The 16,139-nt window shown below is 67.3% G+C and carries 12 protein-coding genes; 1 reads left to right on the forward strand and 11 read right to left on the reverse strand.

Annotated elements, in window-relative coordinates; genetic code table 11:
• Positions 1-42: 42 nt before the first annotated feature.
• The 3 genes from gad to NBW77_RS06670 all read right to left on the reverse strand — a co-directional run bounded on the left by gad (position 43) and on the right by NBW77_RS06670 (position 2,119).
• Positions 43-1,464 carry a glutamate decarboxylase gene (gene gad, locus NBW77_RS06660; RefSeq protein ID WP_131744839.1) on the reverse strand — a complete coding sequence of 474 codons (1,422 nt, stop codon included), beginning with the start codon at positions 1,462-1,464 and terminating at the stop codon, positions 43-45.
• A gap of 185 nt (positions 1,465-1,649) precedes the next feature.
• On the reverse strand, positions 1,650-1,901 hold the full coding sequence (locus NBW77_RS06665; protein ID WP_131744838.1) for a hypothetical protein: 252 nt from the start codon (positions 1,899-1,901) through the stop codon (positions 1,650-1,652).
• Positions 1,898-2,119: a type I restriction-modification system subunit M N-terminal domain-containing protein gene (locus NBW77_RS06670; protein ID WP_207386768.1), complete on the reverse strand. Its 222-nt coding sequence runs from the start codon at positions 2,117-2,119 to the stop codon at positions 1,898-1,900. Before NBW77_RS06670 ends, NBW77_RS06665 begins: the two co-directional genes overlap by 4 nt.
• A 260-nt stretch (positions 2,120-2,379) precedes the next feature.
• Here NBW77_RS06670 and NBW77_RS06675 point away from each other — a divergent pair, with 260 nt between their 5' ends.
• Complete coding sequence (locus NBW77_RS06675) at positions 2,380-2,589, forward strand: BldC family transcriptional regulator (protein ID WP_131744837.1); 210 nt, start codon at positions 2,380-2,382, stop codon at positions 2,587-2,589.
• A gap of 182 nt (positions 2,590-2,771) precedes the next feature.
• Here the strand turns inward: NBW77_RS06675 and NBW77_RS06680 are convergent, their stop codons facing one another.
• The 8 genes from NBW77_RS06680 to NBW77_RS06715 form a co-directional block, all read right to left on the reverse strand.
• Positions 2,772-4,169, reverse strand: coding sequence for a CoA transferase (locus tag NBW77_RS06680; protein WP_131744836.1), 1,398 nt, complete (start codon positions 4,167-4,169; stop codon positions 2,772-2,774).
• A 62-nt stretch (positions 4,170-4,231) separates the two neighbouring features.
• On the reverse strand, positions 4,232-5,704 hold the full coding sequence (locus NBW77_RS06685; protein ID WP_131744835.1) for an aldehyde dehydrogenase family protein: 1,473 nt from the start codon (positions 5,702-5,704) through the stop codon (positions 4,232-4,234).
• 173 nt (positions 5,705-5,877) lie between these two features.
• Complete coding sequence (locus tag NBW77_RS06690; protein WP_131744834.1) at positions 5,878-6,972, reverse strand: phosphotransferase; 1,095 nt, start codon at positions 6,970-6,972, stop codon at positions 5,878-5,880.
• 63 nt (positions 6,973-7,035) lie between these two features.
• Complete coding sequence (locus tag NBW77_RS06695) at positions 7,036-7,878, reverse strand: ABC transporter ATP-binding protein (protein WP_250279442.1); 843 nt, start codon at positions 7,876-7,878, stop codon at positions 7,036-7,038.
• Positions 7,875-10,739, reverse strand: coding sequence for a branched-chain amino acid ABC transporter permease/ATP-binding protein (locus NBW77_RS06700; RefSeq protein ID WP_131744832.1), 2,865 nt, complete (start codon positions 10,737-10,739; stop codon positions 7,875-7,877). The genes NBW77_RS06695 and NBW77_RS06700 overlap by 4 nt, the downstream gene beginning before the upstream one ends.
• A gap of 147 nt (positions 10,740-10,886) precedes the next feature.
• Positions 10,887-12,107: an ABC transporter substrate-binding protein gene (locus tag NBW77_RS06705; protein ID WP_165485761.1), complete on the reverse strand. Its 1,221-nt coding sequence runs from the start codon at positions 12,105-12,107 to the stop codon at positions 10,887-10,889.
• 167 nt (positions 12,108-12,274) lie between these two features.
• Positions 12,275-13,450, reverse strand: a complete 1,176-nt coding sequence (locus NBW77_RS06710; RefSeq protein ID WP_131744830.1) for an epoxide hydrolase family protein — start codon at positions 13,448-13,450, stop codon at positions 12,275-12,277.
• A 164-nt stretch (positions 13,451-13,614) separates the two neighbouring features.
• On the reverse strand, positions 13,615-16,059 hold the full coding sequence (locus tag NBW77_RS06715; RefSeq protein WP_131744829.1) for a CaiB/BaiF CoA transferase family protein: 2,445 nt from the start codon (positions 16,057-16,059) through the stop codon (positions 13,615-13,617).
• Between the last annotated feature and the right edge of the window lie 80 nt (positions 16,060-16,139).

Genomic DNA, 16,139 nt, shown 5'->3' on the forward strand with positions numbered 1-16,139 from the left:
ATGAATAGCTGGATGACCACCTGACTCACGGTGAAACCTTCGTCAATGGTGAAAACCCGCGCCGCGGGTATCGGGGGGGATGATCGGCAAGGCCGGTCGGCCGGCGGTGAGCCGTTCGTTGATTTTCTGAAGATCGGCGAGGAACAACCCGGCGAGGTCCCGGCTGAAGCCGTTGCGGACGACGACCCGCAGCACCGCAAGATCGGTCAGATCGGCCGGGAACCGGTAGGCGGGTACCAGCCAACCGCGCATGCGCAGCAGGTCGGAGACATCGAACACGCTGGGCCCGGCAGAGTCGGCGGCCAGGCCTGCCATCCCGCCGGCCATCCGGAACGCGAACGCGGGAATGCCGCTTCCGTCGGAGACCAGGTCGAACGCGTCGAGTTCGCCGATCTGGTCGGCCAGCCAACGAGCCGTGTCCCGGGAGGCCTGCTGCACCTGCCGGAAGCCGTCCCTGCCCAGCCGGAGAAAGGTGTAGTACTGCGCGACGACCTGGGCGCCGGGACGGGAGAAGTTCAACGAGAACGTCGGCATGCTGCCGCCAAGGTAATCGACGTGGAAGACCAGATCGTCCGGCAACGCGTGGCTGTCACGCCAGAGCACCCAGCCCACGCCCGGGTAGACCAGCCCGTACTTGTGACCGGAGGCGTTGATGGACTGCACCCGGGGCAGCCGGAAGTCCCACACCAGGTCGGGGTCCAGGAACGGCGCGATGAATCCTCCGGAGGCGGCGTCGACGTGCATCGGGATGTCCGGTCCGCCTGAGGCGGTGAGGTGGTCCAGTGCGGCGGCGATGTCGCCGACCGGTTCATAGGTGCCGTCGAAGGTGGAACCGAGAATCGCCACGACACCGATCGTGTTGTCATCACAATGGCGGACGGCCTGGTCCGCGGTGAGATGGGTGCGGCCCGGGGCGAGGGGCACCAACCGCGGCTCGACGTCCCAGTACCGGCAGAACTTCTCCCAGCACACCTGGACGTTCACGCCCATCACCAGGTTGGGACGGTCCGCGGGCCGGCCGGCGGACCGTCGCCGGACACGCCACTGCCGGGTCAACGCCATCCCTGCGAGCATGCACGCCTCCGACGAACCGGTGGTCGAGCAGCCCACCGCTTGGCCCGGCGCGTTCCACAGATCCGCGAGGATGTTGACGCAGCGCAGCTCCAACTCGGCCGTCTGCGGATATTCGTCCTTGTCAACCATGTTTTTCGCGGCACATTCGGCCATCAGCCGGTCCGCCTGGGGCTCCATCCAGGTGGTGACGAACGTCGCGAGGTTCAACCGTGCATTACCGTCAAGCATCAGCTCATCGTGCACGATCTGGTAGGCCTGCTCCGTCGTCATCCCGGTCTCGGCCAGTTTGAACCGGGATACCTCTCCAGACTCGCCAGGACCGACGAACTGCGGCCGAATACCGACAGTTTCCTCGAGACGGTCCCATACGGCCTTGCCATGAAGCGGCACAGTTATTCCTCTCGACCGGTCCCGGCCGTCGGCATGCGGTATGACCCCGAGCCGACCCCGACGACAGATCCTGCTTGGTTATCGGCAGTCCTCGCCGTGAACAGGCTCGGGTACTCCGAACCATCATGGCGGACATCTCCCGGCCGACAAAGCCGAAAGGTGCCGCGCCTTCGCCTGCGGCCGGATCAATCTGCGGGGCTGACGGACTCGATGTTGGCAATCGAGAAGTCGCGCTGCCCGTTGCGCAGATCGTTGAGACGGGTGTTCAACCGTGCCAGCGGCTCAACCGTGCCCGACTCCGGCACGATGTCGTTACGGGGATCCGCCGGGTCCGCGGCCAGTCCGCGGCCAGTCCGCGGGCGGGTGCGGCCGGGAGAGCCGGGGCCGTGCCCTGCCGGAGCCCACACGACGGCGGTCAGGTCCGACTGCAAGATCACGCCGAGCAGCTCCGCCTCCCGCACGGCGGCGACGATCTTGTCCGCTTCTCCTCCAGCACCGCGTCCCTGGTAGGCGCGAGGACGCAGTCGAGCCGGCGCAGCACGGTGAACGGCAGGACGACCTTGCCGTACTCGGACTGCTTGTAGTCACCGCGGAGCAGGTCCGCCACCGACCAGATGAAAGACACCAGCTCCTGGTGCTTGCTGCTGTCCGACACGGTCCCTTCGGCAAATACCGCTGCGGGTGCGGGTACGCATGAGCCAGTCTGCCGCCCTGCCCGCGTACGCATCCAGCGGGCATCTGATCGTCGTGACACACTGGCGCACCCCGGCGCGCGGCCCGCCACCGACCGTGTTGCCGCCCACGTGGACGTGCCATGACTAGTCAGCACATGACCCTGACGTGCCATGCCCGAATTGCCCCCGAAGGAAGAACCATCTGTATATTGGTTATCAACACTCTGTGACGGGAGGCTGTGTGACAACGACACGAGCACTACAAGCCGCTCCTCTGCTGACCCCTGCCGAGGTGGCCACCATGTTCCGGGTCGACCCGAAGACGGTGACCCGCTGGGCCAAGGCCGGGAAACTGACCTCGATCCGCACCCTCGGCGGCCACCGCCGCTACCAGGAGGCGGAGGTCCGCGCGCTCCTCACGGGCATCCCAGCCGGGGATCACCCGACCTGACCCGATGTGAACATCTCGCATGCGTGAAGGCTTCGTGACCCCTCCAGCAGGGGTCACGAAGCCTTCACCTGACACACGACAATCATCATCCGGACATACCCCGGTCCGGCCCGATCCGACGCGTTGAGGACGCTACTGATGGCGCCTCAGCGTGCCGAATGTCCTCCGGACAAAGCCCACCCTCAGCCCGCGTCGCCTGCACCGGTGAACGCAGGTGGGTCGGTGCCGAGGTCGGTGGTGAACACCCACTCGGGCGCCAGGTCACCGGCCCGTCCCGGGGGACCGACCACGCGCACCGGCCGCGCGGCGCCGGGCAGGGTCACCAGATAAGCCTCCGGGCGGATCTCACGCGGCGCCCGGCGTTCACCGGTCCCCGCCGTCGTCAGCCAGTGCGCGGTCTGCGCGAGTGACAGCCGTACCGACCGGGGCGGCTCACCACGCTCCACAGCCACCCGCGCCAGCAACGCCGCCGCGGCCGCCAGATAGCCGGTAGCATGATCGAGTACCTGTGCCGGCAACACACCAGGCGTTCCCGTGCCACCGTCGCCTTCAACGCTCGCGATGCCGGTGGGGCACTGGACCACCGAGTCGAAACCGCGCCGCGCAGCCCACGGCCCAGTCACACCCCACGCCGACAGCGTCACCACCGACAGATGCGGATGCCGCTCGGCCAGCGCATCGGGACCCAGGCCGTAGCGGGCGAACGCCCCCGGCCGATAGCCCGCCACCAGCACGTCCGCGGTGGCAAGCAGCTCCTCCAACCGTTCTCTGCCCGGTGGCTGGGAGAAGTCGAGCTGCGCGCTGCGCTTGCCCGACAGCGTGTCCAGCGCCTGTGCCGGGATCTCCGGCAGCCGCGGGCTGTCCAGCCGGAGCACCTGCGCCCCCCACGCCGCCAACGTCCGGGTCGCAACCGGGCCGGCAATCACCCGGGTCAGGTCCAGGACCCGCAGGCCTTCGGCACCGCTGCCCGCACCGGCCCTGCGGCCCGACCCCGGCATCGCCACGCTGTCGAGCAGCGGCAACCCCGCGACCGCCCGGCCCTGCGGGTGCGCCCGCCACTCCCGCGGGCTGCGGACGGCATACCCGATCGCGCCCGCCGCGGCCAGAGCATCCTCAAGCTCCTCCCCACGCCAGCCCTCGACGGCCTCCGCGACAGCCTCGGGGCGATCCCCGCAGGCGAGCACTCCCAGCGCGCGACTGCGATGCCAGGCGTAGTTGGCATGCAGGCGAAGCCAACCGTCAGCCGTACGCCACAACCGCGACAGCGGGGCGAACAGGTCCGGCTCCGGTACCCCCTCCGCCCGCGCATACCGCTCGCTGCGCGCGGCCACCGCGACATGCTCCACATCAACCCGGACCAGTGCCGGGCGGCCCCCACACCGGGCGGAGTCGAGCACCGACGCGGCCAGCGTGGACGCCGAGACCGCGGCGACCATGGCCGGCAGTACCGCCAACCTCGACGGCAGCAGACCCGCCCCGTCCCCCGTCACCGTCACCAGATCCAGCAGATCCGCCTCACCGCCGAGCGCCGACCACGCCTCGCCCAGCAACACCCTGGTCGTCTCCGCCACTGACGTCATGACCGGAATCCTAGGAGAACGATCCCCATGAAACGGCGTGTCCGCTTCTGAGAAACCGACCCTTACAGCGCGATCCAGACGTTCTTCGGCCGGGTGAACTCCCGGATGCCGGCAATGCCACCGAGCCGGCCGGTACCGCTCTGCTTGACACCACCGAACGGCACCGCCTCATGGATGCCGACGAACCCGTTGACCCATACGTTGCCGGCATCCAGAGCGGCGGACACCCGGTGCACCCGGCGCAGGTCTTTGGTCTGTACGTAGGCAGCCAGCCCGAACCGGGTGTCGTTGGCGAGCCGGACGGCCTCCTCCTCATCGGTGAACCTGATGACGGCGAGGACCGGGCCGAAAATCTCCTCCTGGGCCAGCCGGCTGGAGTTGTCCACGTCGACGAAGACGGTCGGCTGAATGTAGTACCCGTGGGCGAAGTCGCCGGTGCCACGCTCGCCGCCGGTCAGCAACCGCCCCTCGCCGAGGTCCTTCGTCCGTTCGATGACCCCCATGATCCGGTTGCAGGCGGCCTCGTTGATGACCGGGCCCATCGCCGGTGGAGCCAACGCGGTCACCGGATCACCGAGCGGGATGTGCTCGACCGCTGCCCGGATGATTTCGATGACCTGGTCGTAGACCGATGCCTGAACGAGCACTCGAGTGCCGTTGATGCAGCCCTGGCCGGACAGATTGATGATCGCCGCGAGGGACTGGCTCGCCGCCTGCACCAGATCGGCGTCAGAGAAGATGATGTTCGCCGACTTGCCGCCGAGCTCGAGCCCGACCGGCTTGAGCGTGTGCAGCGCCCCCGCGAGGACCTTCTTCCCGATGGCGTCACTGCCCGTGAAGTGGACCTTGTCCACTCCGGGATGGGTGACCAGGGCCTTCCCGGCGGCCGGTCCACCCGGGACGATCTGTAGGACGCCCGGTGGCAGGCCGGCGTCCAGGGCGAGTCGACCCATGCGCAGTGCCGCGAACGGAGTGAGTTCCGGCGGTTTCACGATGACACAGTTACCCGCGGCGAGTGCCGGTGCGCACGTCATCCCGATGGCATGTATCGGCCCGTTCCACGGGATGACCACTCCGACAACGCCGTACGGTTCGTCGAGTGTGTAGTCGAACGACGGCACCGGATGGGTGTTCACGACGTCTCCGCCGATCTTGTCGACCCAGCCGGCGTTGTAGGCGAACAGTTCCGCCGCCGCGAACGGCGCATGCATGTGTACATAGGCGGGGGCGCCATTATCTGCGATAGCCAGCCGGCCCAGCTCCTCGTGGTGGTCACGGAGCAGCTGCGCCAGCCGCAGCAGAACGTCGCGCCGCACGCCCGCTGGCATCGCCCGCCAGCCGACCAACGCTTTTCGTGCGGTCTCGACGGCCAGGTCGATCTCCTTCGGACCTGCCAACGGGACCTCAACCGTCGGTTTACCGGTCGGCGCGTAGACATGTAGGTGCACCCCGCCGGACGTGGACCGGAGCACCTTCTCGCCGATGAGCAGGCCGGGCTCGGGGAGAAGGTCCAAAGGCGCTTCCTGGACGGGCATGCGGTCCTCCTGTTTTCTTGAAGATCATGGCTCGGTGTGCCGGGCGGCAGGGCCAACCATGCGGTTCAACGGCGATGCCGGCGGTCGGGGGGCGCCGCTGCCGCGAGCCGGTCCCCGGCGGAGTCCATTCATGTCCGAATGAATATGCATTCAGGTTTCCTCGCGCTGCCCGGTCACACTCCGAGTGCACCCAAAGTGTCCAGGTCATCCGCCGCGTTCACGGCACGCGACGTCCACGCAATATTGATCTCCGCGGGTTTGAAGGAATCCGGGTTGACGATCGAAGTGAGCAATGCATATGCGTTGTACTGCCGATACGCCAGCCATGCCGCGTCGAACGACGGAGGAGAACTCACGCCATGCCTCGACAACCGATCAAGATAGTACTTGAGGAGATCGACCTCGGAACGGCGCCGTTCCTCCACCGTCATGGATTTCACCATGAAGTAGCTGGCATCCCATGCCCAGCTCGACACGTACAACGCCTGGAAGTCAAGGAAACCCGGAACCCCGGTATCGAAGTAGATGTTGTCGATGTGCGCGTCGGAATGGATGAGACACAGCGGTGGCAAGCTCGACAGCTCGGCCAGGCGCCAAAACGCTCTGACAATGCGTTCCGGGTTGTTGACGGCTGCCGGGACCGGCACAACTCCGCTCCGTCGTCCGATCCACTCGGCGACGACCTCGGGCGTCTGCGCCTTGAAGTAGTGCGCGCCGTCCTCCTCGTACGAAATTCCTTTCCGAACGAACGGTAACTCACCGTACGGTGCACCACCCCAGGTGGCTGCATGGAGGCGGGCGAGTCCGTCGAGTACGAGCGCCGCCGTATCCGCATCGACCGGCTCGGTCGCCTTCCCAAACGTCACCTGCCTCGCGGCCAGGTCCTCCAGCAGGACGATACCCTGGCGACTGTCCGGATCGGTCCCGGCGTAATAACACGTCGGCGTCCTGAACGGGAGTATCGATGCGAGGCGCTGATAGAACAACGCCTCCGACTCGTACGTCCCGTACATCGCGGTCTGCGCAGAGTGCTCCTCGAACCCCGCCTTCAGCCACATCGTGGCGGGAAGCGGGAGGACCCCCGACCGATGCGGGGCATACTCCAAGGTGAGCTGCGCGTTCGTGGAGGTCCCATGGATGGGCTCGCTCGCATCCACCGATATGACCCGCGTTCCCGGCGCATACTCGGACAGGGCATCCGTCAGCCACTCCGGCGTGACCTCTTCCAACGCCATCGGCAACGAATGCCGGGCGGTGAACTTTTCCATTATTTAACCTCCTCAGCGGCCGTTGCCGCGAATCGGGCAGCAGGGATAATGCCGAGACCCCTCTCATACATTCGCAGCGTCTGCGTCTGCATCATCTGTGGCGGCAGCGTCGGCACTGCCAGCAGCGGTGCGGTCGGCGTCCGCGTGGTCGGCGTCCGCGTGGCCGGCGTCCGGAGACGAGATGTCCGCTCCGAGGTAGCCGTGTACGACTGCGTCCTCGTCCAGTTCTCCTGCCATTCCGGAGAAGACCACGCGTCCCTGGCCGAGCAGGTGGACCTGGTCGGCCATACCGAGGGCGAGGGTGACGTACTGCTCGACCAGCAGAAGAGCAACACCTTCGGCGCGGAGTCGGTCGAGTGAGGCGAAGATCTGCTCGACGACGATCGGGGCGAGCCCCATGGACACTTCGTCGAGCAGGACGATCGTGGCGCCCGAAAGGAAGGCGCGGGCGAGCGCCAGCATCTGCTGCTGCCCGCCGGACATCCGTCCGGCGGGTTGCCCGAGTCGTTTCCGCAGGATCGGGAAGACCTCGAGGGCCTGCTCCACACTCCTTTCCTTCGCCCACGGCGGCACCTGTAGCCGGAGGTTCTCCCGGACGGTGAGGGTGCGGAATATGCCCCGGCCTTCCGGGACGAGGCACAGCCCCGCATGGGCACGTTGGTGCGAGCTGCTCCTGGTCATGTCGCGGCCGGCTATGACCACCCGGCCGGCGCGGGGCCGGATCACTCCGGCCGCGGTGTGCAGAAGGGTGGTCTTGCCGGCACCGTTCGGCCCAAGCAGTGCGGTGACCGAACCGGGTGCGACCGCCAGCGTGACGTCCCGAAGGACCGTCGTACGGCCGTAACCGGCGGTGACACCACACAGCTCGAGCACGGCACCCGCATGCGCCTTCGCGGTTCCACTCATGCGTCGCTCCTGATGGGCGAGATGGCTGAGCCCTTGCTGGCCGGGTCAGCCACGGGGACCGGGCCGGCAGCGGCACCGAGCACCGCCGGGTTTTCACCGGGCGCAGCTCGGCCGAGGTCGTCCCCGAGGTATGCGGCCCTGACGACGGGTGCCGCAAGGACGGCGGCGGGTGCGCCTTCGAAGATGGACTTCCCGAAGTCGAGGACGTAGATGTAGTCGCAGATCTGGCGTACGAGGGCCATGTCATGTTCCACGAGCAGGATGCCGACGCCCCGGTCGGCGACGATCCGCAGCAGGATGTCCCCGAAGCGTCTGGTCTCGTCGTGGTCGAGGCCGGACGAAGGCTCGTCGAGCAACAGAACGCGGAACGGACCGGCGAGGCAGCGGGCGAGCTCGACAAGACGACGTTGCCCGGTCGACAGCGAGCTGACCGGGGTGTCAGCAAGGTCGGTCAGGTCGCACAGTGCCAGCGCATCGGCGGTGGCGCCGCGGATGCGGCTTGTTTCGCCGGGGGTCGCGGCGAGGTGGGTCAGCGCGTTCAGTCCGGCCAGTCCGCCCTCGGCACCCAGATCGACATTGTGCCGGACGGACAGCGAGTCGAACAGCTCCATCTGCTGGAAGGTGCGGCCAAGCCCGAGCCGTGCCCGCGAGGCCGGGCCGCGGTGGCTGATGTCGCGCCCGTCGAGCAGCACCCGTCCGGCGGTGGGGCGGTTGAGGCCGGAGCACGCGTTGAAAGTCGTGGTCTTGCCCGCACCGTTCGGCCCGATCAGACCGGTGATCCGGCCGGTGGACGCAGCGAGGCCCACACCATCCACGGCGACGAGGCCACCGAACTGGACGCGCAGCCCCAGGACCTCCAGGGTGCACGCGGCAACCTTGGCGGAGATCCGCTCCGCCGGCCGCTGTTGCGGCTTGGACTCATGGGTGTCCCTGCCGGTAGCTACCGTTGCCGCGGCTGCCGCCGACCCGACAGCAGCGGCCGGAGCAGGTGGCGCAGGTGATGGCGCGGGCCGGCGGCGGAAGATCCGGTCAAGCGCGTTCGCCAGGGCCAGCGGTGTCCCGCGGGCGGAGTCGGGCGTCACCGCGTAGAGGACGGCACCAACACCGAACAGGATCTGCAGCCAGTTCGTGGTGTCGCTGTTGGTGACGTAGGAGGGCACCAGGGCGAGGCCGCCGGCGGCGAGGATGGCGTACCAGGGTTCACCGCCCACGGTGATGATGATCAGGGTGAGGTAGACCAGCGATGTCAGCGGCTGGTAGTTGTCGCCGGTGACGGTGGTCTGTGCCATCCCGCCGAGTGCACCGGCGACGGCGGCGAGGAACGCGGACAGGCAGAACACCAGCACCCGGGTGACATTGATGGAGTTTCCGCTGGTGGCAAGCGCGGTGGGAGAGTCGGCCATGGCGCGCAGCAGCCGTCCCAACCTGCCTCGGTCGAGGGCCACGACGCCAAGTGCGGTGATCGTTACAAGGGCGAGGGTGAGGTAGTAGAAGCCCTTGTCACTGTCGAGCGTCAATCCGGGCAGGTGCGGACGGGGCATGGTCAGGCCGAGGCCGAGTGACCCGAACATGAAGTCGGCGGTGTAGAACATCTGAGCGACCAGGATGGCGAACCCCAGCGTCGCAAGCGCCAGGTAGAGCCCGGTCAGCCGGATCGCCGGGATGGCCAGGATCGCGCCGATCGGGACGGCGATGAGGCCGGCGACGAGCAGGGCCGGCGCCCACGGCCAGTGGTGGTCGACCGCGAGATGGGAGAAGCCCGCGACACCGATCGCCGCGAAGCTCACGTGGGCGAGCGACACCTGGCCGGAGGTGCGCACCAGCAGGCCCAGCGACAGGAAGAGCATCACCAACGACAGGAAGATCGTCCAATCGGTGAGGTGGATGTCCGCGAATGACGGTGCCAGCGCAAGCACGGTGAGCAGCGCCACGCCGCCGGTGACCTGCACCTGCCAGGGCGTCGTCCAGCTGGCGCGGGTTCGGGGGACCACTCGGGAACGCTCGGCGAGCCAGCGTTTGGGGAAGACGAGCAGGATGACGAACAGGATGATGAACGGCAGGCTCGCGGGTACGCCCGACAGCACGCCCGTGGTGAAGTACTTCGTCGCGATCGAGCCGACCACGCCGATGACGAGACCGCCGACGAACGTCAGCGGCAGGCTGGTGAACGCGCCGATCGCGGCGGCGCCGAACGCCTGGACGACGAGCAGGGTCAGCGTCGTCCCCGTCAGGGAGACCAGCGGAGACAGCAGCACGCCGCACGCGGCGGCGAAGGTGACGCCGATGCACCAGGCCCAGCGCCGCGCGCGGGTCGGGTTGGTCCCGGCCAGCCCGAGCAGGGTGGGGCTCTCCACCACCGCGCGCATCGCGACGCCGAGGCGGGACAGGCGGAAGAACACGTACAGCGCCACGGTCGCCGCCAGCGCGATCGCGAAGGTGATGATCTGGGCGTAGGTGACGTTGGTGCCGCCGATCCGCACGATATCGGTCGGCAGGAACTGCGGCACCCGCCGGTCCTGCGCGGTTCCGTAGATCAGCACTGCGGCGGTCTGGACGATGAGCAGGATCCCGATGGTGCTCGCCACCCGCAGCGCCAGGCTGGCACCGTCGATCGCCCTGGCCAACCGCTCGAACAGCAGCCCCGTCACCGGGCCCGACACGAACACCGCGATCAGCGCGGCCACCGGCCAGGCCACCCCGTGTTGCACGTTCAAGGTGTAGAAGACGTAGGCCGCAACGGTTGCCAGCGCGCCGTGGGCGAAGTTGAACAACCCCGATGTCTTATAGGTCAGGACCAGCCCGACACCGGCGAGTCCGTAGACGGCGCCGGTGGTCAACCCGGCGATGATGAAGGGCAGCATGGGCGGGTGCTCCTACAGACTGGCGGACACCTTCGGGATTGTCTGGACAGCGGGTGCGGGGGTCCGCCGGCCGAGCCGGAACCTGTGCCGGTCGGCAGGTGCGGCCACGGGAAGAACATCCCGCGGCCGCACCTTGATCACCGACTGTCAGCCGCCCAGTCCTTTCAGGACCGGTTCGAGCTTGTCCATCGGCGCGCACTGGGTCCTGAGACCGTCGGGTGTGGTGAACTTCCCGTTCTGAATGCCCACTGTGAAGTAGCAGTTGACGAAGGTCGGCTTGCCTTCGATGAAGGTCAGGGGCGGAGCGAGCCCGTCCAGGGTCTCGTCCTTGAGCTGGTACAGCCCCTGCTTGACCTGCGCGGGGGTGGAGTTCGGCCCGATATCGGCCTTCTTCGCCGCAGCCTCGAAAAGTTTTCCGGAAACCCATGCGTAGGAGACGTTCGCTCCGAACAGCGGGCCGTTGTAGACGTCGGGGGCGTACTTCTTCATCGCGTCGTGGAACGCCTTCGTTGCCGGAATCGACTGGTCGAAGAACGGCGCGTCGACCTCGACCGCCACTGCTCCGTCGACGTTCGGGTCGTTCAGCCAGGCGGTGGTGACGGTGCCGTCCACACCGCTGGTCAGCGGCTTGAAACCCTGTTGGGCGCACGAATCCAGGACCCTCAGCACGATGGTCGCGCTGGAGCCGACCTGCAAGGCGTCCACCCCCGCGGCCTTCGCGGCCAGACACGGCGCGGTGTAGTCAGGGGCTGCGCCGGCGACCTTCGCGGTATACCCGATCCTGATGCCGGCCACGGCGCCCAGCGCCTGGATCAACGGCACGGCCTGAGCGCACTGTGGAGCCTCAGCGCAGTACATGAAGCCATAGTTGGTCTTCCCCGCGGCCTTGGCCGAGGCCAGCGCCCCGTAGACGAAGGCGATCTGCGATGTGCCGCTCGGGAAGAAGTCGGGGTTGGTGAGGAACGGCGCGTTCGCCATCAGGCCGCCGACGACCGGTATCCCCTTGCTCTGGATGTAGCTGGCCCAGGTCGCGTCGACGTTGCTCTCGTCGTTGACGATCGCGATGACATGGTCCTGCTCGACGAGCTGCTTGACCAGGTCCAGCGACGTGGTCGGGTTACCGCCGTCGTCCTTGACGATCAACCGGACCCGATGGCCGTTGATCCCCCCACTGTCGTTGACCGAGGATGCCCACGCCTGAATCGCCTTGCAGACTCCGCCCTCGGACCCTGCCTGCGCACCGCTGCAACTGGCGATGCTGCCGACGACGATCTCGCCGCCGGATGTGGCTGCCGACGACCCACCGGAGTTCGCGCCGCTACCGCTGCTACCGCAGGCGGACGCAACAAGCGCACAGGCCGTCAGCAAACCTAATATGGGCCAACGACGTGATCGTTTCATCGTTCTTTCCCCGTTTCCTCTTCGGATGGCGAGGCCATACACCGCTTTCATCCCAAATCAGCCCAATCCCACGAGGAGATATCCTGAGATGTTGGAGCCGCACTGTTTCGACCAGCGCGTGGGTGAGTCTTCGGTCAGGGCCGAGTCCGGTATCCCCGGAAAAATCCGCGTACCTCTTCGACAAACAATTCGGGCACCTGCATCGCGGCGAAGTGGCCGCCCTTGGCCATATTCACGCTGTGTACTAGATTGAAGTTGTCCTTGGCCCAGGCCAGGGGCATCTTGTAGTGCTCCCCGGGGAACATCGCGTAGCCGGTCGGCACTTCTACCTTCGGTGGGTCCACCATCCGTCCCGGACCGGTGTTCTCGTAGTAGTACCGGGCCGACGAGTTGATGGTCTGCGTGATCCAGTAGAGGGTGATGTTGGTAAGCAGCTCGTCCTTGGTGAATGCGCTCTCGATGTCGCCGCCGCAGTCGGTCCACGCCCGGAACTTCTCGACGATCCACCCGGCAAGGCCGGCCGGAGAGTCGTTGAGCCCGTAGGAGACGGTCTGAGGCCGTGTCGCCTGGATGCGCCAATACCCCGTGTCGTGTTCGAGAAAGCCGAACGTCTTCTGAGCAACCTCAAGATCCTCACCCGAAAGGCCCTCGAACGGGTTCATGGGATTGGGAGGTGGGCCGAGCGGGAGCAGGTTGAGGTGAACCGCGGCGACATGCTCGGGATCGATCTCGCCGAGTAGCGCCGAGATCTGCGCTCCGATATCGCCGCCCTGTACCAGGTAACGGCTGTAGCCCAGCCGTGCCATGAGCGCGGCGAATGCCGGTGCGATGGCCCGCCCGTGAACGCCGCGAACGGTGGTGTGCCCGGAGAACGCAAACCCCGGTAAGGACGGAACCACTACGTGGAAGGCGTCGGCGGCGTCGCCGCCGTGGGCGACCGGATCGCTCAGTGGTCCGATCGCCGAGAGGTACTCGACGCACGAGCCCGGCCAGCCGTGCGTGAGGATGAGTGGCATCGCGTCGGGCTCGGGCGAGCGCACATGGTAGAAGTGCACCCGTAGCGCATCGATCGTCGTGAGGAACTGTGGGTAGGTGTTGAGCCGCTTTTCGAAGGCCCGGAAATCGAACTTTGTGCGCCAGTATTCGCACAGCTGATGTAAGTACCCCCGGTCGGTGCCGTAGTCCCACCCCGTTTCGGGCAGCTGATCGGGCCAGCGGGTGCGGGACAGCCGATCGCGCAGATCCTCGATCACGTCGTCGGAGACGGTGACGGTAAACGGGATGATTTCGTCGTTGTTCGGTGTCGACATCGGGTTCTCCAGATCAGTGAACGCGTCGAGGAGTCCGCTGGGAAGAAACGCCGGAGGTGTCCGTCCCCCGTCGACCCGCTGCTGGAGAGTAAGGCTAGACCAACCGGTAAAGTTAAACAAGTCACATTTTTTTCCTTATTATCCAGGCCGGCGGCGGCTCCTCCTCACCATGCGTTACCACCGTTACCCGGGCGCGTCCCGATAACGCCATCACCCTCCAGGGCATCGACCGCGCTGTCGGAGAGGCCGAGCAGACCAGTGAGGATCTCGCGGTTGTGCTGTCCGAGTGTCGGTGCGTGGCGCCGGTTCAGGCGGGCCGGACCGTTCGCCAGCCGCGCGGGGTAGCCGGAGAAGACGTTCGTCCCTGTGATCGGATGCGTCACGGTTTCCCAGAATCCTCTGGCGTGCAGTTGCTGAACCTTGCCCGGCTCGTGCTGCAGCAGCACCCCGGCAGCTGGAACGCCGGATGCGACGAGGGTCTCGACGACCTCGTCGGAGGATCGCGTCTCGCACCACACGGCGAGCTCCGCGTCGATCCGGTCCTGGGCCTGCTGGCGGCCGGCGCACGTCGTGAGCGCGCGGTCACGCGCCCAGTCGGGGTCGCCCAGCACCCTGCGCAGCGCTGCCCACTGCTCGTCCCTCTCGACCGAGATGAACACCCACCGGTCACGCTCCCCGGTCGTCGGGAGCACGTCGGCGGTACGGTAGGCGCCCTGCGGCGCGGCCGAGGGCGAGCGGTTGCCCGACCGGGTCAGAAGCGCGCCGGTGGCCGAGTACTCGATCACCTGTTCAGCTGCGACGTTGAGTGCACCACCGATCATCGGGACCTCGACGAACATGCCCTTGCCCGTCCGGCGGCGGTGTTCGAGGGCGAGCAGCGTCGCCACCACCGCGTGGTTGCCTGCGATAGGGTCCATCGGCCCGTTGGGGATCTCCGGCGGTGCGTCCCCCCACCCGGTCATCCAGGCGAGGCCGGAGGCCATCTCCATGGTCTGCGCGTAGCCGGTGCGGTCTCGCCACGGTCCACTTGTCCCGAAGGCCGGGGCCCGGACCATGATGATGTCGGGCTGGACTTTTCTGATCTCGTCGTAGCCGAGCCCCCAGGCCTCCACGACCCGGGGGCTGAAATTCTCGATCAGGATGTCACAGTGGACGATGAGCCCGCGGGCGAGGTCGCGACCCCGTTCACTGGACATGTCGAGGGTGAGGCCGCGCTTGTTGGTGTTCGGGCCGTGGAAGAGTGGCGACCACTCCCACCACTGGTCGTCCCGGAGCGACCTGATCGTGTTGAACCGCATCGCGTCCGGGCGTGCGACGGACTCGACATGGATCACGTCCGCGCCAAACATCGCCAGGATGTGGCTGGCCACAGGACCAGCCCAGTTCGCGGTGAAGTCGACGACCCGCAGGCCGGCCAGGGGCAGCTCGTCGCCTGTCACGGGGCCGCGAGCGGGACGGGGACGGTTTATCCGAATTGTCCGCTCATGATGGGCGGCGGTGTGTTCTCCGAGTCGGGGCGCCGGCTCGGGCGCGCGCCGGGCCGTACTCCCGTGGAAGGTGTACGGGACGTCTGGCTGGAGGAAACCGTGGCGTGGGTTGCGCACGTACCAGTGGCGCGCGGCGAGCTGCTCGAAATACGGGACGGTGGCCCCGTCGCCGATCTCGGCGACCGGGATCCGCAGCGCGTTCGCGAGTTCGATCACCTCCTGGCTGGTGTGCTCCGCCATCCAGTCGTCCACCGCGGCGACCAGTTCGGCTCGGCGGCTGTTGCGTGTGTCGAAGCGCAGCAGCGAGGGGTCGTCGAGCCACCCCGGCTGCTCCAGCATGACGCAGAAGTCGAGCCACTGCTGGCCGGTGACCACCATGAAACCGACGAAACCGTCCTTCGTGGCGTGGATCGCGGGCAGGTTCATGACCCTGTTCACCCGCATCGGCCGGCCGGCAACGGAGTCGTAGGTGACCGGGTACATAGCCATGGTTGACACCAGCGCCTCGTACTCGGAGACGTCCACCACCTCTCCCGCAGCGGTCCGCAGCGAGCGCCACCGGGAGATCAGCAGTCCGACCGCGGCGGTCATGCCGGCAGCCCAGTCGCCGATGCGACCGCCCATGATGACGGGCGGCCTGCCGGGCTCCCCCCGTGTCATCGGGCCACCGGCCATCGCCTGCATGGTGGCCTCGGTGGCCGGGCGGTCGGCCCACGGGCCGTCCAGGCCGAACGGTGTGATGGCGCAGACCGTGGCGTGCGGCGCGAGGTCGGCGACGGCGGATGGCGACAGCGCGGCATGTCCGGTGAGCCGCGACCCCGAGGACCACACGATCGCGTCAGCGCCGGCGATGAGCCCGCGCACGTTGTCGATGTCGCCGGCCGACTCGGGGTCGGCGACCACACTCCGCTTGGAACAGCCGAGATAACTGAACAGCGCACCGTCGTCGTCATCGGCGACAGCGGTCCCACTTGCTGACCACCGACGCAACGGGTCCCCTTCAGGCGCCTCGATTTTCGTTACCTCGGCCCCGGCGTCGGCAAGGATCTTCGTGCAGTACGCGCCGGCGATCCCCGTTGACAGATCGACGACGAAGTACCCGTCAAGCGGTGCAGGCAGCATTCGTCACTCCCCGGAACACGCCTACCGGTCGAGCAGGCCGGAGGCAATCCTTTTACGGCCGAGGCCTCACATGTCAGGAA

The organism is Frankia sp. Cppng1_Ct_nod, assembly GCF_920656135.1.
In the GTDB taxonomy this organism is placed as follows: domain Bacteria; phylum Actinomycetota; class Actinomycetes; order Frankiales; family Frankiaceae; genus Protofrankia; species Protofrankia meridionalis.